24 protein-coding genes and 1 tRNA gene are annotated in these 24455 nt (G+C 34.8%); 7 read left to right on the top strand and 18 right to left on the bottom strand.

Features of this window, described 5'->3' with window-relative positions; translation table 11 throughout:
* The first annotated feature begins 111 nt into the window (after positions 1-111).
* On the top strand, positions 112-2643 hold the full coding sequence (locus ACVEGE_RS15945; RefSeq protein ID WP_192501582.1) for a PIG-L family deacetylase: 2532 nt from the start codon (positions 112-114) through the stop codon (positions 2641-2643).
* Between the two features lie 117 nt (positions 2644-2760).
* A complete protein-coding gene (locus tag ACVEGE_RS15940) occupies positions 2761-4488 on the top strand; it encodes a sodium:solute symporter family protein (RefSeq protein ID WP_192501581.1) in 1728 nt (575 codons plus the stop codon).
* A gap of 77 nt (positions 4489-4565) precedes the next feature.
* Here ACVEGE_RS15940 and ACVEGE_RS15935 read toward each other — a convergent pair whose 3' ends face one another.
* The 5 genes from ACVEGE_RS15935 to ACVEGE_RS15915 all read right to left on the bottom strand — a co-directional run bounded on the left by ACVEGE_RS15935 (position 4566) and on the right by ACVEGE_RS15915 (position 8256).
* Positions 4566-5408 (bottom strand): DUF2911 domain-containing protein, encoded by an 843-nt coding sequence (locus ACVEGE_RS15935; protein ID WP_192501580.1) that lies wholly within the window; start codon positions 5406-5408, stop codon positions 4566-4568.
* Positions 5409-5487: 79 nt separating this feature from the next.
* On the bottom strand, positions 5488-6141 hold the full coding sequence (locus ACVEGE_RS15930; RefSeq protein WP_192501579.1) for an HAD family hydrolase: 654 nt from the start codon (positions 6139-6141) through the stop codon (positions 5488-5490).
* Positions 6142-6218: 77 nt separating this feature from the next.
* Positions 6219-6932: a tRNA threonylcarbamoyladenosine dehydratase gene (locus ACVEGE_RS15925; RefSeq protein ID WP_192501578.1), complete on the bottom strand. Its 714-nt coding sequence runs from the start codon at positions 6930-6932 to the stop codon at positions 6219-6221.
* A 59-nt stretch (positions 6933-6991) separates the two neighbouring features.
* A complete protein-coding gene (locus ACVEGE_RS15920; protein ID WP_192501577.1) occupies positions 6992-7654 on the bottom strand; it encodes a TatD family hydrolase in 663 nt (220 codons plus the stop codon).
* The gene (locus ACVEGE_RS15915; RefSeq protein ID WP_173854590.1) at positions 7654-8256 is read right to left on the bottom strand and encodes a DUF1684 domain-containing protein; all 603 of its coding nucleotides are present in this window, start codon (positions 8254-8256) and stop codon (positions 7654-7656) included. The genes ACVEGE_RS15920 and ACVEGE_RS15915 overlap by 1 nt, the downstream gene beginning before the upstream one ends.
* A 96-nt stretch (positions 8257-8352) precedes the next feature.
* On the opposite strand from ACVEGE_RS15915, the gene ACVEGE_RS15910 reads away from it, so the two are divergent.
* From ACVEGE_RS15910 to ACVEGE_RS15890, 5 genes are all read left to right on the top strand, one after another.
* Positions 8353-9573 (top strand): MDR family MFS transporter, encoded by a 1221-nt coding sequence (locus tag ACVEGE_RS15910; protein ID WP_192501576.1) that lies wholly within the window; start codon positions 8353-8355, stop codon positions 9571-9573.
* 197 nt (positions 9574-9770) lie between these two features.
* Positions 9771-10130 carry a BlaI/MecI/CopY family transcriptional regulator gene (locus ACVEGE_RS15905; RefSeq protein WP_173854588.1) on the top strand — a complete coding sequence of 120 codons (360 nt, stop codon included), beginning with the start codon at positions 9771-9773 and terminating at the stop codon, positions 10128-10130.
* A gap of 3 nt (positions 10131-10133) precedes the next feature.
* On the top strand, positions 10134-12137 hold the full coding sequence (locus ACVEGE_RS15900) for a M56 family metallopeptidase (protein ID WP_192501575.1): 2004 nt from the start codon (positions 10134-10136) through the stop codon (positions 12135-12137).
* Between the two features lie 85 nt (positions 12138-12222).
* Positions 12223-12363 carry an SsrA-binding protein gene (locus ACVEGE_RS15895; protein ID WP_173854586.1) on the top strand — a complete coding sequence of 47 codons (141 nt, stop codon included), beginning with the start codon at positions 12223-12225 and terminating at the stop codon, positions 12361-12363.
* A 117-nt stretch (positions 12364-12480) separates the two neighbouring features.
* Positions 12481-12554, top strand: a tRNA-Arg gene (locus tag ACVEGE_RS15890).
* Here ACVEGE_RS15890 and ACVEGE_RS15885 read toward each other — a convergent pair.
* The 13 genes from ACVEGE_RS15885 to ACVEGE_RS15825 all read right to left on the bottom strand — a co-directional run bounded on the left by ACVEGE_RS15885 (position 12520) and on the right by ACVEGE_RS15825 (position 24454).
* The gene (locus tag ACVEGE_RS15885; RefSeq protein WP_192501574.1) at positions 12520-14070 is read right to left on the bottom strand and encodes a recombinase family protein; all 1551 of its coding nucleotides are present in this window, start codon (positions 14068-14070) and stop codon (positions 12520-12522) included. The two genes, ACVEGE_RS15890 and ACVEGE_RS15885, sit on opposite strands and share 35 nt — an antisense overlap.
* The gene (locus ACVEGE_RS15880) at positions 14067-14228 is read right to left on the bottom strand and encodes a hypothetical protein (RefSeq protein ID WP_159086048.1); all 162 of its coding nucleotides are present in this window, start codon (positions 14226-14228) and stop codon (positions 14067-14069) included. Before ACVEGE_RS15880 ends, ACVEGE_RS15885 begins: the two co-directional genes overlap by 4 nt.
* 73 nt (positions 14229-14301) lie before the next feature.
* Positions 14302-14589, bottom strand: a complete 288-nt coding sequence (locus tag ACVEGE_RS15875; protein WP_074722156.1) for a hypothetical protein — start codon at positions 14587-14589, stop codon at positions 14302-14304.
* A gap of 6 nt (positions 14590-14595) precedes the next feature.
* Positions 14596-15399, bottom strand: coding sequence for a hypothetical protein (locus tag ACVEGE_RS15870; RefSeq protein WP_108741730.1), 804 nt, complete (start codon positions 15397-15399; stop codon positions 14596-14598).
* A 26-nt stretch (positions 15400-15425) separates the two neighbouring features.
* A complete protein-coding gene (gene traN / locus ACVEGE_RS15865) occupies positions 15426-16271 on the bottom strand; it encodes a conjugative transposon protein TraN (protein ID WP_192501573.1) in 846 nt (281 codons plus the stop codon).
* Between the two features lie 18 nt (positions 16272-16289).
* On the bottom strand, positions 16290-17573 hold the full coding sequence (traM, locus tag ACVEGE_RS15860; protein WP_370566996.1) for a conjugative transposon protein TraM: 1284 nt from the start codon (positions 17571-17573) through the stop codon (positions 16290-16292).
* 28 nt (positions 17574-17601) lie between these two features.
* On the bottom strand, positions 17602-18099 hold the full coding sequence (locus tag ACVEGE_RS15855) for a hypothetical protein (RefSeq protein WP_192501571.1): 498 nt from the start codon (positions 18097-18099) through the stop codon (positions 17602-17604).
* Positions 18100-18112: 13 nt separating this feature from the next.
* Positions 18113-18721 carry a conjugative transposon protein TraK gene (gene traK, locus ACVEGE_RS15850; protein WP_016988475.1) on the bottom strand — a complete coding sequence of 203 codons (609 nt, stop codon included), beginning with the start codon at positions 18719-18721 and terminating at the stop codon, positions 18113-18115.
* A gap of 30 nt (positions 18722-18751) precedes the next feature.
* Positions 18752-19948, bottom strand: a complete 1197-nt coding sequence (gene traJ / locus ACVEGE_RS15845; RefSeq protein WP_192501570.1) for a conjugative transposon protein TraJ — start codon at positions 19946-19948, stop codon at positions 18752-18754.
* 12 nt (positions 19949-19960) lie between these two features.
* A complete protein-coding gene (locus ACVEGE_RS15840; RefSeq protein ID WP_192501569.1) occupies positions 19961-20596 on the bottom strand; it encodes a TerB family tellurite resistance protein in 636 nt (211 codons plus the stop codon).
* Positions 20596-21222, bottom strand: a complete 627-nt coding sequence (locus ACVEGE_RS15835) for a hypothetical protein (protein WP_192501568.1) — start codon at positions 21220-21222, stop codon at positions 20596-20598. The genes ACVEGE_RS15840 and ACVEGE_RS15835 overlap by 1 nt, the downstream gene beginning before the upstream one ends.
* A 12-nt stretch (positions 21223-21234) precedes the next feature.
* A complete protein-coding gene (locus tag ACVEGE_RS15830; protein WP_016988471.1) occupies positions 21235-21924 on the bottom strand; it encodes a hypothetical protein in 690 nt (229 codons plus the stop codon).
* A gap of 55 nt (positions 21925-21979) precedes the next feature.
* Positions 21980-24454, bottom strand: a complete 2475-nt coding sequence (locus ACVEGE_RS15825; protein WP_192501567.1) for a TraG family conjugative transposon ATPase — start codon at positions 24452-24454, stop codon at positions 21980-21982.
* Between the last annotated feature and the right edge of the window lies 1 nt (position 24455).

Below are 24455 nucleotides of genomic sequence, written 5' to 3'. Positions count from 1 at the left end.
CTAGGTGCTCTTTTTTTATATCGTTAAGATTTTTCAAAATACAAAAGAGAATATTCTACTTAAAAAAAATTATTACTACATTTGAAGTTATTGCCAATTAATATTTAAAAAATGCATCAAAATAAATTTTTACTCCTTGTTATTTTACTCTTTTCAACCGCTATAATTACAGCACAAAAACCTCAAAAACCCAATTCGGTTATCATTTACAACCAAATCCAGAAATTGAATTTTTTAGGTTCTGTTTTGTATATCGCAGCACATCCTGATGACGAAAACACCCGTTTGATATCTTACCTAGCCAATGATCAAAAAGCGAGAACAGGTTATCTCTCATTAACAAGGGGTGATGGAGGACAAAATTTAATAGGACCACAATTAAGAGAATTACTAGGTGTAATAAGAACGCAAGAACTTATTGAAGCGCGAAAAATTGATGGTGGTGAACAATTTTTTTCACGTGCTAATGATTTTGGTTTTTCTAAAAATCCAGAGGAAACATTAAACATTTGGGACGAACAAAAAGTATTGTCAGATGTGGTTTGGACCATTAGAAAATTCCAGCCTGATGTTATCATTAACCGTTTTGATCACCGCACAGCAGGAACAACACATGGTCACCATACTTCATCAGCTATTTTGAGTACTAAAAGTTTTGATTTAACTAATGATCCTACCGTTTTTCCAGAACAATTAAAATGGGTAACTCCTTGGCAAGCCAAAAGGCAGTTTTTTAATACTTCATGGTGGTTTTATGGTAGTCAAGAAAAATTTGATGCTGCTAATAAAAACAAAATGACAACTATTAAAACAGGAGTCTATTACACTAATTTAGGTAAATCTAATCAAGAAATTGCTGCGTTAAGTCGTAGTAGCCATCAATCACAAGGTTTTGGAGCCACTGGAAGTCGTGGTGAAGACACCGAATATCTTGAATTTATAAACGGAAATCCATTAAAAGACAAAAACAACATTTTTGAAGGAATTGATACAACTTGGAACCGAGTTCAAGGCGGTAAAGCTATTGGAATTTTAGTAACAGAAGTAATTGCTAAATATAATTTTCAAAATCCCTCCGCTAGTATTCCTGAGTTAATTAAAGTGTACAAAATGATTCAGTCTTTGGACGAAAGTCATTGGAAAACAATCAAAACAAACGAATTAAAAAATATTATTGCTGGTTGTTCTGGCTTGTACTTAGAAGCTGCTGCAACAAATCAAGAAGCGTATCCTGGAAGCATTGTAAATCTTAAATTAGAAGCAATAAATAGAAGTACTGTTGCTATGGATCTTATAAGTGTAACAAGTCAACCAGATGCTAAAAATACACTTTTAAACAAACCCTTACAGTTTAATAAAGACGAAACTATGGCAGTTGATTTGCAATTACCGTCTGATATTGAATACACACAACCTTATTGGTTAAAAGAAAAAGCATCGGTAGGAATGTATACCGTAACTAACCAGCAAAACATAGGAATCCCAGATATTATTAGAAATGTAAAACTATTTTTTAATATTAAAATCGAAGACATTATTATTCCGTTTGAGCAAATGGTTGTTTACAAATACAATGATAATGTAAAAGGCGAAATGTACAATTACTTGGATATTGTTCCTGAAGTTACTTCTAGTATTCTTGATAAAGTATCACTTTTCAATTCTGAAAAAAACAAAGCCATTGCCGTAAAGGTTAAAGCAGGAAAAGACGCTATTCAAGGCGTGTTACAATTAGATTTACCTCAGGATTGGACAGTTTCACCTGCCAGCATTCCGTTTACATTAGATAAAAAAGGAATGGAGCAAGTGGTGTACTTTAATGTTACTCCTCCCTCCCAACCTACTGAAGTATATGCAAAAAGCGAGGTAACTATTGCTAATAAAAAATACAATAAAGATCAAATAATCATTGATTACAGTCACATTACTAAGCAACAAATTTTGCCTGATGCTGAAGCAAAATTCATTCGTTTAGATTTAAAAATGAACAACCAAAAAATTGGTTACATTATGGGTGCTGGCGATGAAGTACCCGGAAGTTTGAAACAAATGGGGTACCAAGTTAGCTTACTTAATCCTGACGAAATTACTACTGAAAAATTAGAATCACTAGATGTAATCATTACCGGAATACGTGCTTATAATACGGTTCAAGTTTTGGCTAACAAACAAAAAATATTACTCGATTTTGTAAAAAACGGAAAAACAATGATGGTACAGTACAACACACCAAGTGATGCACTCCCTGCAAATATTGCACCTTATCCCTTAAAAATATCGCGTGACCGCGTGACTGAAGAGGATGCTGCGGTTAAATTTTTAGCTCCCAATCATCCTGTTTTAAATTATCCAAATAAAATCACTGCAGAAGATTTTAAAGGATGGAAACAAGAACAAGGCCTTTATTACCCCGATAGTTATGATGCAAATTTTACACCTATTATTTCGTCATCTGATAAAGGTGAAAGTGCTAAAAAAGGAGCATTATTAGTAGCACAATACGGAAAAGGATATTACATCTACACTGGTTTAAGCTTTTTTAGAGAATTGCCTGAAGGCGTTTCTGGAGCCTACCGTTTATTATCGAATATTATTTCGTTACACAATCCAACAACGATTCCCAATCAAAAAGTAAAACCCTAACTATTATGGAACCAAAAAAAGTCCGAAATTGGAAAAAAGATTATACTTGGGTGCTCATCGCCAATGCCATTTATATTTTAGTTTTTTATTTAATAATGAAATTATACTCTTAACAACATGCAGCTATTTGATTGGATTGTATTAATCGTTACCTTATTATTCATCGTAATTTACGGTGCTTGGAAAACTAAAGGCAGTAAAACGGTAGATGAATTTATCCTTGGTAACAATGAAACACCTTGGTACACCGTAGGATTATCAGTAATGGCAACACAAGCCAGTGCCATCACTTTTTTATCTACTCCTGGTCAAGCCTACCATGACGGAATGGGATTTATTCAGTTCTATTTTGGTTTACCACTTGCCATGATTGTCATTTGCCTGACCTTTATTCCTATTTATCATAAATACAAAGTGTACACCGCTTATGAATATTTAGAGAAACGTTTTGACTTAAAAACACGTTCACTAGCAGCAATTCTTTTTTTATTTCAAAGAGGATTAGGAACTGGATTAACTATTTACGCGCCTGCTATAATTCTATCAGCAATATTGGGTTGGAACCTTACCTACATGAATATTGTGATTGGAGTTTTAGTAATTGTTTACACTTTTTCAGGAGGTACAAAAGCGGTAAACGTTACTCAAAAACAGCAAATGTTTGTGATTATGTCAGGAATGCTAATCACTTTTTTCTTGATATTGCATTTCTTACCTAATGACATGACTTTCTCTAATGCCTTGCATATTGCTGGTGCAAATGATAAAATGAAAATCGTAAGTTTTTCTACTGATCCCGAAGATAAATACACGATTTGGAGTGGAGTTACTGGTGGTTTCTTCTTGGCGTTAGCTTATTTTGGTACAGATCAGTCTCAGGTTGGTCGTTATTTATCAGGGAAGTCTGTTCGAGAAAGCCAAATGGGTTTAATCATGAACGGACTTTTAAAAGTACCCATGCAGTTTTTTATATTGTTAACCGGAGTAATGGTTTTTGTTTTTTTCCAATTCAATCCTGTACCCTTAAATTTTAATCCAAACAATAAGATTACGATTGAAAAATCGGCTTATAAAGACGAATACCATGTTTTAGAAAAAGAGTTAGATGTATTATCAGAAGACAAAAAAGTAATTAACTTACTGTACATTGATCAATTGAATCAAGATTATGACAATCCAATTCTGCGTAAAGAACTGATCGCTTTATCAACAAAGGAAAAAGATTTGCGTGATCGCGCTAAGGAAATAATTTTAAAAGCTGACAGTAATAGCGAAACAAATGATAAGGATTATGTGTTTTTCCATTTCATTCTTAATTACCTTCCTAAAGGGCTAATAGGTTTATTACTTGCCGTAATCATGTCAGCAGCAATGTCATCTACAGCTTCTGGTTTAAATGCGTTAGCGTCTACCACGGCAATTGATATTTATAAACGGAACATAAAAGGAGTAAAATCCGATAAACATTATCTAAACGTAACTAAGTTTTTTACTTTATTCTGGGGAATTGTTGCGATTCTTTTTGCTTGTATTGGTACTTTATTCGAAAATTTAATTCAGTTAGTAAATATTATTGGTTCTATATTTTACGGAACTGTGTTGGGAATATTCTTAGTTGGTTTCTACATCAAGTTTGTAAAAGCAAAAGCAATCTTTTACAGTGCTTTAATCAGTCAGACAACCATATTCATCATTTACTATTACGCAATAGCCATCTATCCAAGTGGAGAAGAAAAACTAGGGTATTTATGGCTGAATTTCATTGGAGCTATGCTAACCATCCTGCTATCGTCAATGATGCAAGCATCTATATTCAGAAAAGACAAAGAAAAAATCACAGCATAAACATAATTACAATCCCATAAAAAAACCCGTTTTACTAGTTCGTAAAACGGGTTTTCTTGTATCTGTAAAGATTAAAATTACTTACTCCATTCAGCAATACTATCTTTATTCATTTTAACGTAATCTTGATTACCAGCAGTTTCAGATGCTGCTAAAGATTGTTTTGCTGTTTCAACAGCTCCTTTTTTGTCACCTTGTTTTGCTTGAATCAATGATTTTAAACGCAAGTAGTAAAAAGGTTTTTCTTTACTTAACTCTAATGATTTATCGATGTAAGTTCTTGCTTTAGCAACATCTCCATTAGCTTGGTAAAAAAATTGTGCAGATGAAAAGTAATCATTTGCAGAAGGTCCAGCTAACGTTTTCTCAATGCTTGCAATGGCCATTTTTTCAGTAGGTACTTCAAACTTTAATCTAGCAAAAGAGTTTTCCCAGTACATTTCTAAATAAGCAAAATTAGTATCGATTCCGTTGATTCCTAATGTAAAAGTCTCTGCTGATGTTGGTAAAGTTGTTTCTTTTACTGTAGTTTTTAAAACCACATTTGCTTCATTAAATTCTTCTGGAGTTCCCCAGTTATCTGTAGTCTTGTAAAAAATAACGTCCCAAGTTTGTGCATTTGGGATTGTATATAAAGAGTACTTCCCTTTTTTTAATGTCTTTCCATCAATCAAAACATCATCACTAAATGAGATAGTTGTATTTTCATTAGCTCCTGTTCTCCATAATTTTCCAAAAGGAACTAAATTACCAAAAACCGCTCTACCTCTAGCAGATGGTCTTGAATATACAATTTCAACATCTGTTAATCCTACAACTTGCTTGATTTCAGACTTTGGACTTGCCTGTGGTGTTTTCACCTGTGCCTCAATGGTAAAGTGAGTGATGATAATAGCTAATGCAATCAGTATTTTTCTCATTTTTTTATGGTTTTTTTATGTTGGTTTCAAAATTACAAATTCAAGTAGTTATAATTGTTAATAATTACTTAAACTCAAATTATATTTGGCTTACGATCTCAAAACTAAGTTCGTCAAAATGGTTTACAACCTTATCTGCTAAAGATAAATCTTGTTGTTTAGAGTGGAAACTATTGTAAGCAATACAATATAACCCAGCGGCTTTAGCTGCTTTTATTCCGTTTGTGCTGTCTTCAATTACAATACAGTTTTCTTTTGGAGCAATTGATAATGTTGCTGCGTGTTCAAAAATTGCTGGATGCGGTTTTGACAGCGGGAAATCTTCACCGCTTACTATATGTGTAAAATAATCGTGTAATTTGAATCTATTAAAAACACGAGAAATAGTCACTTTAGAAGCCGAAGATGCTAGAATCAACTGCATTCCCTTTTGATGAAAATCTTTAATTAAATTTTCAACTCCTGCTAGAAGTTCTAAATCTTGTTTGTTATCAAAAGCATCATTAAAAATTGTTCGCTTACGCTGAATCAAATCTTCTACATCATGATCTAAATTAAAAATTTCTTTCACTTTCTGGAAGGTGTTTCGTGTGGAATTCCCCGTGAAAGAAGTAAACATAGTATCAGTAACCGCTATATTTAATTCTCCAAATTGTTGAAAGTATGCATAACGGTGTACGGGTTCAGTATCTACAATTACACCATCCATGTCAAATATTACGGTTTTTATCATCTTCTATTTTGCCAAGAAGGCACAAAGACATGAAGCCTTTTTTAAATTAAATTCGTTAGCTATTCACTTAAAAATTCCTATTTTTTAAGAATGTATCTAATTACGGTTTCTGCTGCATATAAACCAAATAATCCTGGCATGTAGCTATTCGTACCATAAAAGGATTTTTTATAATTAGAACCATCGGTCATTTTTAAACTGGCTTCATCTTGAATCTCTGAAGAGAAAACTACTTTTAGCTTGTCAATTTTATGTTCTTTTAAGCGTCTGCGGATGGTTTTTGCTAAAAAGCAATTTTCGGTATTATTGATATCGGCCACTTTTACTTTTGCCGCTTCCATTTTTCCACCTGCACCCATGCTTGAAATAATTTTAACTCGTTTGCGTTTGGCCGCAATAATTAAATTCAGCTTTGGTGTGACACTATCTATACAATCTAACACATAATCAAACTCTTCAGTAACTATCTCAAAAGCACGCTCTGGCGAAAGAAACTCTTCTACACGAGTCAATTGCAACTCTGGATTTATATCCATCAATCGGTCTCCTACTATTGTAATTTTAGGTTGTCCTACTGTTGAATGCAAAGCAGGCAATTGACGGTTTATATTGGTAATATCAACCACATCACCATCTACAATTGTCATTTTTCCTACTCCTGCTCTAGCTAGAAATTCAGCTGCAAAAGAACCTACACCACCTAATCCTACGACTAAAATATTAGCGTTTTGTAATTTTGTTAATCCGTCATTCGTAAATAAAAGTTCCGCTCTTTCTGTCCACTCTGCCATTTCTGTTTATTGTTTTAAAGTTTAAGGTTATCTATTTTAAAAATTCCCCTCAGTTAATTTTATGTTGTTTCCAAACTAGTTTTGAAAACCGTTTGAAAATTTGTACTAATTAGTTGTTGTATTTCGATTACTGTAGTCTTTTTATATTTGGCTGCCAAGGCATACACATCTTCAATTGTTTCCTCAATGGTGTCTGTTTCTAAAAAAAAACGATCGTTTGGAATAGTGATGAAAACCGTTTCTAATTCTGGATTTCGTAATAAGTATTTCCCAAAAGAAAGGTAAAAACCATTATCTACAAGTTGCTTAGCTAATTGTAGGCTTTTAGAAAATCCATGAATAATCATGGGAACTGTAATTTTTAAACGCTTTTTAGTATCTATTACCTCTTGAAAAGCGGCTACACAATGAATTACTACTGGCTTATTGTATTTTTGTGCTAATAGTAGCTGACTTTCAAAAACTTGCTGTTGCAAGTCCATCGGTATTTCAATGCGTTTGTCTAAACCGCTTTCGCCTATTGCTAAGCAGTTATTTTCTTTTAATTTACTTTCGATAATAACCAAATCACTTTTAATTCTCGCTTCATTGATATACCAAGGATGTATCCCAATAGAATAAAACGGAATACCAGCATCAAATTCTTGCGGATATTGATTGACCAATTCAGTTATTAAATCAGTGTTTGTGTATTGGTGTGTATGAAAATTAAAGTACTGCATTAATCATGAAATTTTTTAACTCCCGCTTTGATTTCAATATTCAAATCATTCTCTAAAGGAACTTTAGGACACGAATATTTAGGACTATAAGCACAATACGGATTGTATGATGTGTTAAAATCGATGGCAATAGTAGTTCCTTTTGGTAATTTTAGATCGATATATTTACCACCAATGTAACTTTCTGCTCCTGATGTGAGATCAGAAAAGGGTAAGAACAAGTAGTCTTTAAATTCCTTCTTTCTCGAAAGCTCAATATTTCTATACACATTTAGTTTGAATGTTTTTCCATCAATCTCAAACGTTACTTCACCATACTTGACATATATAGGAGTACGATCAGTAGAAGTTTTCATTTTGAACGCTTTCTCTTTTGGCGTTCTTGTGAATTGTGCATTTACAAAAAACTTTTCATTCACTGGAAAAAAGTCAAGTGCTTTAAAATGTGCTAAATCAGCTTCCATCAACGGACTCGTTTTAGCATTAGCATATTCTGCGTTTAATTCGTCTTGAAATTTTATGACTTTGGCCGTATCAAATTTTTCTTGGCTATAGCCAAAGACAAAAAAGAATGACAAAAGTAAAACAGTGTATTTTTTCATGATAATAATTTTAGCAAAAATAGCTTAAAAGTTACAAAGGGACAAAGTTGCTACGTTACAAAGTTTTCTACCTTTGCGTTAAATAACCATAACCCGATGTTAGTAACCGCATTTCAACGCTATTTAAATAATTTTAGAGGATTTTCAAGAGAGATTTGGATCTTAACCATTATCACTTTTATCAATAGAGCCGGAACGATGGTTTTGCCTTTTTTATCGAAATACTTAAAGGAAGATTTACATTTTACCTATGGCGAAGTGGGTTGGATTATGGTTGCCTTTGGTTTTGGCTCTATGCTAGGTTCTTGGCTTGGCGGAAAACTATCTGATAAAATAGGGTTTTACAAAGTGATGGTTTTTAGCTTATTCAGTAGCGGAATCTTCTTTTTTGTATTGCAATACATTACTAGTTTCTGGGGACTTTGCCTAGGAATGTTCAGTATCATGACTCTGGCTGATATGTTTAGACCCGCCATGTTTGTTTCGCTGGGCGCTTATTCTAAGCCTGAAAACAGAACCCGTTCTTTAACTTTAGTTCGATTAGCGGTGAATTTAGGTTTTGCGGCTGGTCCCGCTTTAGGAGGATTAATCATCATGGGAATAGGCTACCAAGGTTTATTTTGGGTAGATGGTAGTTCATGTGTAGTGGCTATTTTAATTTTTGCTTTATTAGTAAAGGAGAAAAAGAAAATAGCACAACATGATGCTCACAACCCCATTCTTGAAATAACCTCGGTATTTAAGGATAAGGTTTTCTGGATTTTTCTATTTGTAAGTTTTGTAACCGCAATGATCTTTTTTCAGTTGTTTACGGCTTTACCTTTATATCACAGTGAGCAATTTGGTTTATCAGAATTTCAAACCGGATTGTTAATGACGCTAAACGGTTTATTAATCTTTGCATTAGAAATGCCTATTGTGAGTTATTTTGAACGCAAGCAAACTCCTAAACTCTCTGTTATCTTTTGGGGAGCTTTAATGATGGGAGTGAGTTTTTACACTTTGTTAATTGATGTCTGGGCAGGAATGTTAGTTGTTAGCATGGTATTCATTTCGATAGGCGAAATCTTTGCCTTTCCGTTTTCAAATACTTTTGCCATGAGCCGAGCCCCTAAAGGACACGAAGGTCGTTACATGGCTTTGTACACGATGAGTTTTAGTATGGCGCATATCATCAGCTCTAAGGCTGGTTTAAGCATCATAGCTGATTATGGCTACCAAGTAAACTGGTTTGTTATGGGAACATTTGGAGTAGCAGCTGCTTTTTGTTCTATCTGGATTAAAAAACTATTAGTTTTAGAAACTGAACCGGCTTAATTTTCTTTTTTTTACAAATTCAACACTATTCTTAAAAGAATTAAAACACTTTACAACAGCAATCTAAACTTCATAACTATAAAAATAGTTATAAAACTAAAAACATAGTTGTATAACTGAAATTATAGTTGTAAGTTTGATTTGCGATACACCGATGGCTATCAGAATCAGTGTTAATGCCAAAAAAAAAGCAAACTATGCAAAAATTAACAAATAAGGAAGAAGAGATCATGCACATTTTATGGAAGCTAAAAAAGGCTTTTGTAAAAGAAGTTATGGAAGAAATCACAGTAGATCCACCACATTACAATACTTTGTCGACTATTGTACGCAACCTAGAAGAGAAAGGCTATGTGGCGTATAATGCCTTTGGAAAAACGCATCAATACTATCCTATTGTAACTATTGAGGACTACAGAAAAAAGTTTATGAACACTGCTATTGACAATTATTTTAATAGTTCATACAAGAATATGGTCTCGTTTTTCGCCAAAGAGGAAAAGATTTCGGCAGCAGAGTTACGTGAAATTTTAGAAATGATCGAAAATAAAAAATAAGCTATGGAAACGATATTTATTTACTTATTGAAGTCAAGTGGGTTATTGGCGTTGTTTTTTATAAGCTATCACCTGCTGTTGCGAAAAGAAACTTTTTTTAACAGCAACCGCTGGTTTTTACTTTCAGGGCTTATAACTTCAGTAGTTTTGCCTTTGTTAGTTTACACCAAAGTGATTTGGGTTGCCCCTGTAGTATCTAATTTTGATTATACTACAATTCCGCTTACTACTGCAGCTGAACAAAAAAGCATTATGGATTATATGCCACTGATTTCAATATTGATTTATAGTTTTGTAACAGCACTATTAGCAGCGAAACTACTGTATGATTTTTACAGTTTAAAAAAACTTTTAAAAGGAAAAGCAAGTTATCACCAAGCAGATTATAGATTAGTTGATACCAAAGAAAACCTAGCTCCTTTTTCATTTTTTAAGACAATTGTTTACAATTCAGAATTATACGATGCAATCGAACTTGAAAACATACTTGAGCATGAAAAAGTACATAGTGATCAGAGCCACACGATTGATGTATTGATTGCTAGAGCTTTTTGTATTATTTTTTGGTTCAACCCTTTTGTTTGGTTATACAAAAAAGCAGTTTTACAAAATTTAGAGTTCATTGCTGACAGCGAGGCTACTAAAAAACTAACCGACAAAAAAGCCTATCAAATTACGTTATTAAAAATAACAACACAGGAGAATTGTGTTGCCATTACCAATCATTTTTATCAATCATTAATCAAAAAACGAATCGTTATGTTAAACAAAAATCAATCTAGAAAAAGAAACTCGTGGAAATATGCTGTCGTGCTGCCAGCACTTGTTGCATTTGTACTAATGTTCCAAATAAATGTAATTGCTCAAGAGAAGCCGCAGGAAGCCAAAGAAGAACCTAGCATGGGCAATTTAGATTTAAAAATGGCACTTCATGTAACATCACTAAGCAATGAAAAAGGACTGAACACTCAGAAAGAATATTTTGAAAAAGAATATGGCTTAGTGATAGCATTTTCAGGAATTAAAACCAATTCAAATAATGAAATTACGGCGATTAAAGTTGCTTTGACAGACAACAAAGGAACAGAAAAAGAACAACAAATTAAAGGAAATAAGGCTATCGCTCCTTTTGACATATTCGCTGAGATAAAGAGCGGAGTTTTAATAGACTTTGGGTTTGCTACGCCAAATATGGAAGAATTAGCGAGAATGATGAAGTCTTCAAAAAATTCTGGTTTAAATATTAAGAAAGAGGAAGGTTTCTACACCATAACCGACTTTAAAAAAGAAGGTAAAGCTTATTTAATATTAGTGAACGGTTTAGCCCAAAGCACAGATGATCACATTAAAATTCCTATTGACAATGAAATTTTATCTTCTAATATACTTGATCCTATCGAAGCTGAAAAAAAATACGGTTCGAAAGGTAAAAATGGTGTAATCGAAATTACTACAGGAACTACTTCAGCCGGTATTAGTTCTAATAACACAATAAGAACAAACAATCAATTAAGTGGTATTAATGATGAGAATAAAACCACTCGCACCACCAAAATAGTAAAGCGAGAAACTAATGGAATTCCAACAGAAACTACATACTACATCAATGGGAAAAAAGTCACTAAAGAAGAAGTGGATAAAATAGACCCCTCTTTGATTGAGAAAATGGACGTTGACAAGTCTTCAGACAATGATAAAATAATCAAAATCACTACTAAAACTATATATGAAAGCAGTGATTCTTATACTTTCACTAGCGCTAAAAGCAATCAAGATAGCAGTACAGAAAAAGTACTGCCTGGAAAGAAGGCTGATTATAAAAATGCGGTTATTATAATCGATGGTAAACTTAGCGATACCAAAACAATGGACAAACTAAGCCCTAACAACATTAAAAACATGGACATACAAAATCCGGCTAAAGGAACGGAAAGTGCTAAACAAGCAGCAGTGGCTAAATACGGTGAAAAAGCTTTGAACGGCATCATTACCATCAATACAAAATAGTTCAAAAACGAAATACACATTATTTAAAAGACGACCATGAGCCACGGTCGTCTTTTTTTATATCTTTGTAAAAAGAAAAAACCTTATGTTTAAAATTTTAGCTAAAATCAACAAATTAGTACTACCCAGTTTTTCTAAGCAACAATTAGATTTAGCCAAAGCTAGTAAATGGCAAATGGCTATTATTGGTTTTCGTTATTATGTAACTACAAGAGCACTAGTATAGTGCAAAAAACATCAATTATTTTTTGATTTTTTTTTAAAATAGGCTTGCAAAACTCCAAATTATCTCTATCTTTGCACCCGCAATCACATCATAATATATGTGCTGCTAAAATTAAAAGGCCTTGTGGCGCAACTGAATAGCGCACTTGATTACGGCTCAAGAGGTTACTGGTTTGAATCCAGTCAAGGTCACTTTACGGGACAAAGAGAAAAAATTCTCTTTTGTCCCGTTTTTTTTTCGGCTTAACTCATTGTTAATCATGTATATAGACTCGATAACCTTGTTGATTCTAGTGGTTTGTACTTGCTCCCCACGAATTGTGAAATTTTCGGGATAAATTAAACCAATTAATTCCCTTGCGTCTGCTAAGCTAGCATCATTGTAGCTGTTGTTCAGTCTAATAAGATTTTCAATACCACTATTCAATAGTCCAGCTATACTTTGTTTATCGCTACTTATTTCAGATAATTCAGATTCTAACTTACTTATCTTTTCAGAATAATCAAGCTTCATCAGCCTGTAGTCTGACGGATCAATTTGCATTGTTGAAAGTAAGTCTCGCGCATTGCTTAATCTATTTTCATAATTTTTTACTTGTTCTAAAATTCGCCGCTTCATTTCTCTTGCATTATCCGTCAAATCTCTATGCGTTTCTATTAAGACGGCTGTATAGATTTTTTTCACTTCATGGAGTGGCTCATATGCTTTTAAATTCTCTACAAATAGCTCATTAGCAACTTCTGAATTTATACGATATTTGCATTCCGATACACAATGATAATAGTAATAGTATTTAGTGCGTCCTTTACATTTACTTCCCAATAATTTTTTCCCACATTTAGGACATGTAAAGAATCCTCGTAAAGGAAACTCCTCTATAGTTTCAATCTTTGCTCGATAATTTCGGGATTTACCGTCTAAAATATCTTGAACATTATAAAATAATCCTTCTGAAATAATTGCCTCATGCTGCCCTACTACAAACATACTTTCTTCATCTTTATACTTTGGAATAAAAATTTTTCCACAGTAAATAGGATTTCTGATTAGAAGCCAAAAATTACTTTTACCTCTTGTAAAACCTCTTTTTTTGGCCATAAGAAATATTTGTTCTGTACTGAATACACCTTTTGATAGTTCCTCGAATGCCCATCGCATTACTGAAGCCCTAGGTTCTATCTGACTTATATATTTTTGCCCATCTTCTTTAGATTTATTTGCGTAACCGAATGGAGCTATTCCCATATAACGCCCTTCTTTCTTTGCTCGTCGCATACCATGAAATGTATTGAGGGCTCTACGATCATTTTCGACCTCAGGAGCCGCGAGGTAAAACGCCAGCATCATTTTATTTTCAGGAACCGCTAAGTCCAATGGTTGTTCCATTGCCTGAGGTTCTACTCCTAACTTTCGAAGTTGACTAATCATCTGATATGCATCACCCGCATTTCTACTAAACCTATCCCACTTTGTAAAAAGTATAAAATCCGTCTTATTTTTATATTTTTTTAAATTTAGTAGAAGTTTCTTCCACTGCGGCCTATTAAATGTTTTAGCTGAATGATCTTCGTAAATTACATCTCGTACCGCAATAAAATTAATATCACAATACTTCCGAAGAACTTCCTCTTGATTTCGCTGGGAATATCCTCTATCCGCCTGCTCGTCTGTACTTACACGTATATATAAATCAGCTACCTTTTTCATGTTTGTAAATATTTAGTTACCGCTATATTAGCTATTTTTTTCATAAACACCAAAATTGCTTCAGCTTCTTCAAGAGTAACACATATTCCCCCCGAATTAAGTATTTTCATGGTTTTTTTAGCAGTAATTTTTCCCTTTTCATTTAATTCATTTTCCATTATTACCCTATTTTTATTAACAAAAAAAGCCCGATAAGGGGCTTTTTATTATGTTGATACAATTATTTAAATTCTATATATATTTAAAATAAATCCTACTCCCTTGATTTCTCTTAAAAGAAGGTTCGTACTTAATATAGCCGTACTCATTTAATTCTTTGACACATTTATGATAAGTGCTTGATGCAGATATTTTTGCTATATGCATAATTTCATAGCTAAAAACCTGGATCGGACTGGTAAAACCCCTATCCCCACTATATTTTAACAATGCGGCATAAACACCGATATGCGTGATACTAATACGGTAATCCTTCTCAATAGCTGAAAAGAAATCTGATAAGGGTTTTAGACTTTCCATTATTTATCAAATTGAATTAGATTGCTTTCTTACTCTTTTCTTTACTTCCTTTGGTATATCAGGCTCTTCGTTATCTGCGCTTGCCCCTTGTTTTTTATTGCTCTGTTTAACAGAAGCCTTTTCGCCTTCCGACTGTTTTTCTACTTTAGCCTCTATATTGTCAATACGCTTCATGTTTGTATCGTATACATTCATTGTCTTGAATTGAGGATTAACTTCAATAAATTGCTTAACTTCCTCACCATCCTTCAAAAATGTAGCAGATTGCAAGTTTCCTCTCTTGAGAGAATCCATCAAATCTTCTTTGTATTTTGGAGTTTCTAGTTCTTTTATTGGCAGTTTCCTCAAGCTAGCCTCAAGATCGTATCCATAATTCTGATGGTACTGATTGAGTTTGAAATTCCCATTACTGTCCGTTTTCTTAAAATCCATTTGGAGCCAAGAATTATAAAGCTGTCCCTCTTTATTAGTTAGTTCTTTATTTACTGCTCGACCTTCCATTAGATTGTAAGCTTCCTTCATCGTAATATTACTTCCTTTATTAATATAGAAAGTTTGCCCCAGCGATTCTTTTGAATTGTCTTTCTGCAAATCAACCTTGTAAGAATTAAAAAAAAACATCTCACTCTGATCTGATTTTTTAAAGCTTAGTGTTGCTTTGGCACGATCAGCTCCATACAGCACTTCATGATTCAATGTGAAAGTAGAGGTTTGCTGCTGCATTTTCTCCTTTAATTCGCTGTCCAGTCCTTCTCCAAAACCAGTATACTTAACCTGGTTACGCAAGTATTCATAATTTTTCTCGTTCATAATTCTTATATTTAAATGATTACTATTTATAATTTAGGTAGCACCGTAAGCCGTAAAAGTTTTTCCTTTTTCAACCGAAGTTCAAGGTGCCTACTGCCATTGTTTTCCATAAGTTGGATTACTAAGTGTTTTCTACTTGGAATTGTAAACTTGGGTAGCGCAAAAACAGTGGTATTCTCTCTCTCCCCTTTTATTGAAGTTGGTTTATTATAACTGATTATTGGCACGATTTCTATCTCTTGCGAAGCGGTACGCTTTATCTTATTGCTGTCTCGGATAAAAAATCGTAACTGATCTAAATCATAATTTATTTTAGAACTGTTTACCACTCTTATCCTGTAATATAAGATGTCATCTCGTATAAAAATTCCATTTAATTGGAACTTTATTTCAAACTTTTTACTCATCGCACCAGAGATTTTATTATGATGGTAAAAAGCTAAATTAGAGTATTTATGTACCTCCTCTTCGTTCGCACCTTCCGCGGAAAAGTACATTCCTGGACTACCTGCCTTAGTTGTATGCAAACTGAGATTTAATTGTGGCGATTCTTCATCGTAGCTTATCACAAACGAATACAGCTTAGCATCTGCAGTGATGACCGTAAGGTTGGTTGGGATAAACCCTTGCTGTGCCGCTTTAATATGCAATACATTCTCTAGTCCTTTCGCTTTCTGTACTAATACATCTTGACTCCCTCGGTCTACGGTTTTAATAGTATAAGGAAATACGATAGTCGTAGTTTTCGAATACCCTATAAAAAGCGAGTCCGATGCTACTTCTTCAAAATAATTTCCTTCCGTTTGCTGCGCAGCAGCCAAATTGGAAAAGATCCATAAAAAAGCCACTAGCAATACATTAATTTTTTTCATGTTTTTAAGTTTTAGATTTTAATTCGAATCATTTTGTTTTTGGTTGCCATCGAGAAGCAATACTTGATAGCCAGCTTTTACAACCACTTTAACCAACTTAACTTTCTTGCTTAGTAGGCTTTTGGCAGCCTCTATTCCTGCTCCCGCAGCCTGCGCTCCCCAGGAATCGTCAAGAGTTCCCATTCCGATGCTCTGCATCGAACGATCTGCAGTTGTTTTTGCAACATCTCTATTAATAGTGCCTGGAATATAAATTCCATCCAATCCATCCATATCGTAGACTGAAAGTGCTACTGGAAACAAAGAGTTACTATATCTAATGCTATTAATTTTAATATTCAATCGCTCTCCTTGTAAAGAAGCTATTCCAAATAGAAAATGATCTTTTGGTATCGCGACTCCATTTATATAAATCGCATTGGTTAGCCTCAGCTTTACTGTCGCCCCAGTAACGATGGTTTGTGTTTCATGAATCACAGCCGATATCGTATTTTGCATATCGACCGTACTGGTATTTTCATCAAAAGAATAAAATCCATTACGCCTGGATTGTCCATCAGTGCCTAACGGATTTTCAGGACTGCTTTGTAATAAAGAAACCATCCCTTCCATCGTTTTGGTACTAATCGTAAATACTTGTCCCCGATTTTCTTTCGAAACTTTTCGCAGTCTCTCTTGCACTCTTTCAGGATGCTGAATATCAAGTATGTTTTCTAACATTCCACCGAGCTGCTTCAATTCAGGATCCTGCTCTTCTTTTCGTCCATCCATAGAACTTATCATGTATTCTAACCTATTAATATCTTCAGAATGCATTTCTGAAGTAGTGGGTTTTGCATATTGATTCGAACTAGGATTCTGTTCCTCAACTATAGTTGGGCTATTAATAGCCTTTTGAAGTGCTTCCAGTTTTTTATGAATTTTTTCTTCATTTGAATCTCGATAAATCGATGTATTTAATCCACCGTTTCCATTGGTATAACTACTTCCTTTAAAAGTGGTATCCGTAACGGTTTCCGTTCCAGCATCCTGAAAAGTTTGGCTCAGGTAATTTGGATCATTTTTGATAAGTTCATCCAGCTTTGCCGAATCGATTGCAGCTTGTTCGTAATATTTCATCTTATCTAAGAAAATAGCTTCTCTCCCATTTACATCTGGAAGCTTTGTATTAAAGCCTGTTTTTTCGACTGATTCTAAAGTAACGGCATCCATTTTACCTCCTCCTAGAATCCAAAATAGAGCTGTAATAAAGGGAAGGACCAAGAGCGGCAATACCATAAACATCTTTCGCTGTCTTTGCATTTTTAATGATTCTGTTTTTCGTTCCATACTATTGATTTTTAAATTGTGAGCGATAATAATTCTCTACGATAACAAGGCTGTCTAGTAATCCAGGGCGAGATCTTAGTATACTGTCCTGTATTAGCTTTCCAGTAGGACTACGTCCCAAACTATCCATGTACATCTGAAAACGAGCCATTCTTTCTAATTCAGTTTTACTTAATGATGTATTAAATGTTTTATTTTTAGTATCGAATGCTGCTGCATTGGTAGACCTACTGATGAGACTGCGCTCTATCTTGTTTGAGTTTCCATTTAGGCCATCTACAATTAAATAAATGTTCCCTCCGACCGTAAATACTATAAAACAAAATAGGATTACGATCCAGCTTTTTGCAGATAGATGTGCCGTCTTCTGTTCCAGCCACTGAGCGCATTTATGCTGCAACAAAAAAATGGCTTCGTTGCATCGTTCTAGTAGAAAGCGTTCTTTGTACTTGACACTTTCAGGATTATTTCTGCTGTTTCTTTTAAATGTGAATTTCATAATCAGTTTTTTATCATTTTCTGTTTTTTGAACTTAAATCTCTATTTTCAATAGTGTTCCACCGCTCAATTAAAAAACCATGTGGATTGTTGTCGCTTCGTGAAACATTGCGAAGATTGCCTTCCGTTATTAGACTTCGATAAGCAATACTTGTGGGTCTTATGATATTTTGAGTCGCATAACAACGGAACTGATAAGGATATTCATTGATGTTAATTGTTACACTATCCACAGCTATCGTTTGGCTGACATTACCGGATATAATCCCAGAATAATATCCGTTTTCCTTTAAATCGTCATATATTCTTTTTGCGCTATCATCCGCCAGATAAAGCGCCTTGGTTACATTTATTTGTATCACTTTATCATCGGGATCAAGACTAAAAAACAGTCTATGAAAGGTCTTTACATGATCCTTTGCTTCAACTGAAATATTATCCTTTCTATCCGATGAGAATGCCTCCAATGCTTTACCGTTAGCCAGTATATAAACCTTATCCTGCATTTGCGAAACCAGACTAAAACTTTTGTAAAGAGCAAAGCAACAGAGAATCACACATCCAATTATAACTAGCATCGTAAAGCCTCGAACATATCGAAAAGCCGTGTCAATATTTTTCATTTTACTAAACATAATATTTCAATTTAGAGATTAAGAATTGCCTTTTAATTTATCACCCATATGACTATTCTTGTCACTGAAGTACGGAGTGGAAATACTAGATCCCGACATGCTTTCAGACATACGACTTGCTGCATTTCCCATCGCATCCGCCATCATACTGGCACCAGTACCCACGCTACTTACTGCAGAATTTGTAGTATTACTAAAAATGGTGGTTACCTTTTGACTCAATGCTCCGCCACCGCCGGCATGAACTATGTAATTAGCTACTGAGGGAACTGTAAAATAACCGACAATCCCAATAATCATGAATACCAGATAGGCCATATCGGTTCTACTAAAAAAAGTATCTCCATAATCATTTACCTGAGTAATGTCCAGTTGTAACATCTTCTCCTGTATTTTACCGATGATACTACCAAAAATATTAGCAACAGGAAGCCACAGATAAATATTGATGTATCTTGCCAGCCAAACGGTCAAAGTATGTTGAAAACCATCAAATACAGCGATACCAAATACTAAGGGCCCTAATACGGAAAGAACCACCAGTTGAAATGTACGCAGAGTATCGATACAAAGTGAAGCTGCTTCAAACAATACTCTTAGTACTTCACTCATCCATTCCTTGACCGAATTGCGAAAATTAAACGATGCCTTCGCCATAGCAAATTTGACATCGTTTCCGATCCCTTCAAGCATTCCTTCATTATCAGGATTAGCATTGTCGTGTGTATATTTATACCATCTGTCCTGATCACCACTTCCTGATTCTCCTACATACACCTGCCAAGAGTTGCTACTTTTAATAGCTTCTTCTTTCTTTTGCAACAACAATCCAATAGCCTTGTTGGATCCTTCTACCATCGCCGCTGTTGCCGTAACGGTAGGTTTCATTACTCCGTTAATCAAGTCCAAGACCGAAGGAAAAATCATAATACAGAAACCAATAACAAAAGGCCTTAGCAGCGGATAAAAATCTATTGGTTCTGCACTGGCAATATGCCGCCACACTCTTGAGCCGATATACCAAATAGCTGCAAAACCAGCAATTCCTTGACCTACGCCCAATAAATTATTACATAAAGGCATCATCTCCTCGTAGAGTTGGTCCAGTACACCATGTAAGCTATTCATGTCGTCCGCTACACTTTGCGCCTGACTCGCAAAGGGCAATAGTATTCCTAGGGCAGTAAATAATACTTCCTTACTTGTCTTTGCCATATCATTCTTTGTTTAGTTATTTGCCTTGTAAATGTTACGCATTACACGCACATCATTATGCTCTTTTGCACGCTGGATCGCTAGTACAGTAGTATTGTTATTAAAGCTTCGCAGAAATAAAACTTTGTCCTGCATATCTGCATAAATCTTATCAATCGCGGTAAGCCTCTCCTCATCATTCATTCTTAATGTATTAGCGCTAATAACCGTGATCAATTCGTCTAAATTGCGTAAGCTCTGTTGCAGCAAATTATCATATACTCTTGCGCAATAGGCTATTTCATCGGGACTGAAATTGCCACTCTTTCTAAATCCTTCAAATGCAGATTTGTATTCTTTTACTAAAAGCAATTGGTATTTCACAATGGCACCTACCCTTTTATAATTCCGTACCGTTGGACTTACTTGCATCAATGCATCAAGGAATGTTTCATGGAGGCTAAAATTACCCTGAGACAAATCTTTGATCGTGTTGTACCCTCCACTAACAATTTGATACCCTTTTTTCATATCACTAAGTATCTGTTTGAATTGCGCCAACTTCTCTATATTGAGAAGTAGTTGTTGCATTTCCTGTGATTGGGCTGAAACCCGAGGGGGGCAAAAGAAACCCATCAAAAGAACACCTATAATTATTATCTTTTTCATTAGAAATTAGAATTAATACCATACATGCTACGACTTATTTTCAGATCATTCTTCTCTTTTGCTCTTGACAAAGCCAATAATTTTGTTTGCTTATTAAAGCTTTCACCAAAACTGTAATTTTCTAACATATTAAGATATAATGCGTCAATGCGCTTGATTCGCTCCTCTTCTTTCATTTCAACTTGTCCATCCATTACAATAGTCAGGAGCTCCTCCATATTAGCTTCACAATTTTCAATCAAACGATCTACTACTCTTTTGATATACGCTATTTCATCTCCGTGAAATAAATCGTCCCCCTGCACTTGCTTAATAATGAAACGGGAACTATGAATTATCTTTAGCTGTAGCGCAATAATATCGGCCACCTTGAAATAGTTTTTTATTTTTGGATTAACTGTTTTTAAAGAGCTGAAATAATTGCTGTGAAGATTAAATTCCCCTCGCTTGAAATCTCCTATTGTCACTAATCCATTTTTGACCACAGAATATCCTTTTTGTGCATAATCCGTATAGATCCTTAAAGCAGCAATTTGCTGCAGCAACACTTTTCTTTGCTTAGCTTGTCCCTGTAAATTATTGGTGAGCAAGCCTATAAATAGTAGATATAAAAATATTTTTTTCATGGACTTATTATTTTAGTGAGGAATTCCGTAAAGCTTCTTAATCTTCTCTGCATCATGCTTCGTTTTTGCTCTTTGTAAGCTGAGTTGCCTATTTTGACTATTGAACAGTCTAAGGTCATCATAGTTAGCATCAATTTGATCAGCGGCGGTATTGATGATTTCCAATCTTTTGGCGTCACTCATTTGGATCGTAAAAGAATCCAGAATTAGAAAAATCTGGTCTATGTTTTTTAGGCTCTCGTTTAATATACCTGAATACACTTTATGCATATACTCCAGTTCTGCCACATTAAAATGTGGGTCTTGTTTAATGAGATTCCAAGCTCTGTCATATTCATCCACTAGCCGTACTTGCTTCTGAGTAATATCCCTAATGCGCTGGTAATAACTAATTATTGATTTGACTTTCATCAGCTCCTCGTAGTAATTCTTATACAAGTCCTTTTGCTTCTGTGTCCATTGAGAAATCTCTCCTAGTTTTAGTTTGGAAAGCGTATTCTCCAGTTTCTTGTGTGCATTTTGAAGCCAGATAGTTTTATTTTGCAACCGCTGTATTCGCAAGTCTATCGCCAAAATCACTTTTTTAATTGCGGCAGTTATCACTCCAACTATAGGCAAAGCAACGACTGCTGCAGGCCTAGCTGGACTACTGACCAGCAGTAGACAAAGCAAACACAAGCTTATTTTTCTCTTTGTTTTCATAATGCATTTAATTTAGGTTTGTTTTCTCCTCTATTAGAGCGTTATAGTCTCTTTTTCATCCTTTTGCTTCCCCCCGTAAGTCAGCTGCTAATGCAGCGATTCCTTTTTGAATATCGCCTCCAAACATTTTCGAATAGGCTTGGACTTTTAGTTTTTCCGTTTCCTCGGTGGTATAAGCGAGATACTCTTCTAGCGAAACTTCTGTTCGGTAAACTTTAGATAGCATTCCTCCCAGTGAGATAAATACTTCCTTGTATTTCTTGTCTGGATCATTGGATTTATTTACAGATAATACCAATGCTTTTTCTTTTTCTGTGAGCCCCAATAGTTCTTGAATCTGCTCAAATTTATTTTGATACTTACTCTGGTCTAGTAATATCTTACAGTCACTATTATTGATGATAGCTTGCTTCACTACAGGTGACGAAATGATATCTTCCACTTCTTGAGTAACTACGATTGCCTCTCCAAAAAACTTTCGAACGGTCTTAAATAAATACTTAATGTATTCTGCCATACCCTCCTTAGCAATAGCTTTCCACGCTTCTTCTATTAGTATCATTTTACGAACCCCTTTTAGCTTCCGCATTTTACTGATAAACAGCTCCATTATAATAATAGTAACCACTGGAAAAAGTATCGGATGATCCTTAATATTGTCTAATTCGAATACTATAAATCGCTCTTGCAACAAGTCTAAATTTTGAGTAGCATTGAGCAAGTAGTCAAATTCTCCTCCTTGATAATACGGACGCAGTACGTAGAGAAAGTTATTTACATCAAAATCCTTTTCTTTTACCTTATCCCCTTCCAATATTTTTACAAAATCCTCTTTTAGAAAATCATAAAATGTATTAAAGCTGGGAAAAAGTTGCGGATTTATAGCTAGTTTCTCATAATACAATTGTAAAGCATTCGATAAGGCTACATATTCAATCCGATTAAAAGTCTCATCGTCTTTTTTCCAAAGTGCCAAGAGCAAGGTCTTTATACTTTCTTTTTTCTCTGTATCTAAAGTATCGCCTTCACTGATGTAAAAGGGGTTAAACTTGATTGGATTCTTTTCATCATAGGTGAAATAGTATCCATTGACCATATCACACAACCCTTTGTAACTATGACCTACATCGACAAGTACAACATGGGTTCCTTGTTCGTAATAGCTTCTAACCATATGATTGGTGAAGAAAGATTTTCCGCTTCCAGAAGGCCCTAGTATAAACTTATTTCGATTGGTGCATATCCCCATTTTTATTGGTTCATCGCTGATATCTACATGTACTGGCTTTCCAGTCAAACGATCTCCTAGTCTGATCCCAATGGGACTTAGTGACGAACGATAGCCAGTTTCCATATTTAGAAAGCAGCTTGCTTGCTCCACAAACGTATCAAAGCTATCATTCATCGGAAAATCAGCGGCGTTTCCAGGAATCCCAGCCCAATAAATCTGGGCTGCTCCCACTGTTTCTTGTTTTGCTGCTGCATCCATTTGTACTAACGCAGAAGAAACCTTGTTTTTAATATCTTTCAATTCTTCTTTTTGATCCGTCCAAACCAAGACATTAAAATGCGCTTTGACAGGGAGCCGTTGCTCACTAATGGCTTCATTAAGAAAATCATTTGTAGCATCGCGAGCAATTAGATTTTCCCTGCTATATGCTGATAGAGATTGTAGTCGCAGTCTTTTACTTTCTAACTTCTTCAAGGTTTTTTGGAAATCTTCTATAAAAATGTACTGATTATAAATGTGATTACACGAAAGTAACTGACCTAGAGTAGAAGCAAAACCAATGCTAAATTTGGTCCTATCGGTTGAATACCGATCATAGTTAATTCTAGAACCACATAACGCAGGCAAATCGGCTGCATCTCCTAGAGTATAAATCTGGCAATGTTTGTCTCCCACCTGTAAACTATCCTTGAAAGCAATGTCATTGAATACAAAGGATTCCGGTTTCTCTGACAAGGAACAATAGCGTTCTATAATACCAATCTTTCTGCTGTGACTTCGTAGCTCATCATCGCTAAGACGCTGTAACTTTACAAATCCGCTGTCTTCCAATATTCGTCTGAATTGCCCTGTGCTATCGACAAAATCTTGACGCACTTGTTCTTTTAAGGTTTCCTCAGGGACAATTGAAGACCTAATTAAACTAGAAAATAGCGAGCTAGAAGTTTTTCTTCCCACTGGCTTTTTAGTCAAAAAAATGTAGCAAGAATGATCTAGAAATGGACGCTCATTAAAGAGTCGCTCGCTACAACGACTTAGAAAACTATGGTCGTCGTTGGCAAAATGTGGTTGATGTTTGCTGTCGATGAACCAGTCTTGCTTATGGAAAACGCTAAACTTTGGCAATAGCTTTATAGCTTTCACCCAAGCTTGGTGAAATGCCTCGTATTCTTGATCTGATAATGTAAATATCTCTGGTAGGGCTACTTTAAACACCACGGTAACATCTCCTTGCTTTGATAGAATACAGTCGTGTTCTATATCCATTATCGGTAAAACAGCTTCCATCCTCTTTTCCATC

The organism is Flavobacterium sp. PL002, from assembly GCF_054165825.1.
The sequence above is the reverse complement of the archived record's forward strand: the minus strand, read 5'-3'. Positions and strand labels throughout refer to the sequence as shown.

Coding starts and splice junctions, on each gene's coding strand:
- ACVEGE_RS15935 (WP_192501580.1), bottom strand. CDS start 5,408: ATGAGAAAAATACTGATTGCATTAGCTATTATCATCACTCACTTTACC.
- ACVEGE_RS15925 (WP_192501578.1), bottom strand. CDS start 6,932: ATGGCAGAGTGGACAGAAAGAGCGGAACTTTTATTTACGAATGACGGA.
- traK (WP_016988475.1), bottom strand. CDS start 18,721: ATGAAAAATATTGACACGGCTTTTCGATATGTTCGAGGCTTTACGATG.
- ACVEGE_RS15915 (WP_173854590.1), bottom strand. CDS start 8,256: ATGAAAAAATACACTGTTTTACTTTTGTCATTCTTTTTTGTCTTTGGC.
- ACVEGE_RS15920 (WP_192501577.1), bottom strand. CDS start 7,654: ATGCAGTACTTTAATTTTCATACACACCAATACACAAACACTGATTTA.
- ACVEGE_RS15910 (WP_192501576.1), top strand. CDS start 8,353: ATGTTAGTAACCGCATTTCAACGCTATTTAAATAATTTTAGAGGATTT.
- traJ (WP_192501570.1), bottom strand. CDS start 19,948: ATGGCAAAGACAAGTAAGGAAGTATTATTTACTGCCCTAGGAATACTA.
- ACVEGE_RS15940 (WP_192501581.1), top strand. CDS start 2,761: ATGCAGCTATTTGATTGGATTGTATTAATCGTTACCTTATTATTCATC.
- ACVEGE_RS15870 (WP_108741730.1), bottom strand. CDS start 15,399: ATGAACGAGAAAAATTATGAATACTTGCGTAACCAGGTTAAGTATACT.
- ACVEGE_RS15905 (WP_173854588.1), top strand. CDS start 9,771: ATGCAAAAATTAACAAATAAGGAAGAAGAGATCATGCACATTTTATGG.
- ACVEGE_RS15830 (WP_016988471.1), bottom strand. CDS start 21,924: ATGAAAACAAAGAGAAAAATAAGCTTGTGTTTGCTTTGTCTACTGCTG.
- traM (WP_370566996.1), bottom strand. CDS start 17,573: ATGCAAAGACAGCGAAAGATGTTTATGGTATTGCCGCTCTTGGTCCTT.
- ACVEGE_RS15835 (WP_192501568.1), bottom strand. CDS start 21,222: ATGAAAAAAATATTTTTATATCTACTATTTATAGGCTTGCTCACCAAT.
- ACVEGE_RS15825 (WP_192501567.1), bottom strand. CDS start 24,454: ATGGAAAAGAGGATGGAAGCTGTTTTACCGATAATGGATATAGAACAC.
- ACVEGE_RS15880 (WP_159086048.1), bottom strand. CDS start 14,228: ATGGAAAATGAATTAAATGAAAAGGGAAAAATTACTGCTAAAAAAACC.
- ACVEGE_RS15840 (WP_192501569.1), bottom strand. CDS start 20,596: ATGAAAAAGATAATAATTATAGGTGTTCTTTTGATGGGTTTCTTTTGC.
- ACVEGE_RS15885 (WP_192501574.1), bottom strand. CDS start 14,070: ATGAAAAAGGTAGCTGATTTATATATACGTGTAAGTACAGACGAGCAG.
- traN (WP_192501573.1), bottom strand. CDS start 16,271: ATGAAAAAAATTAATGTATTGCTAGTGGCTTTTTTATGGATCTTTTCC.
- ACVEGE_RS15900 (WP_192501575.1), top strand. CDS start 10,134: ATGGAAACGATATTTATTTACTTATTGAAGTCAAGTGGGTTATTGGCG.
- ACVEGE_RS15875 (WP_074722156.1), bottom strand. CDS start 14,589: ATGGAAAGTCTAAAACCCTTATCAGATTTCTTTTCAGCTATTGAGAAG.
- ACVEGE_RS15930 (WP_192501579.1), bottom strand. CDS start 6,141: ATGATAAAAACCGTAATATTTGACATGGATGGTGTAATTGTAGATACT.
- ACVEGE_RS15895 (WP_173854586.1), top strand. CDS start 12,223: ATGTTTAAAATTTTAGCTAAAATCAACAAATTAGTACTACCCAGTTTT.
- ACVEGE_RS15855 (WP_192501571.1), bottom strand. CDS start 18,099: ATGAAATTCACATTTAAAAGAAACAGCAGAAATAATCCTGAAAGTGTC.
- ACVEGE_RS15945 (WP_192501582.1), top strand. CDS start 112: ATGCATCAAAATAAATTTTTACTCCTTGTTATTTTACTCTTTTCAACC.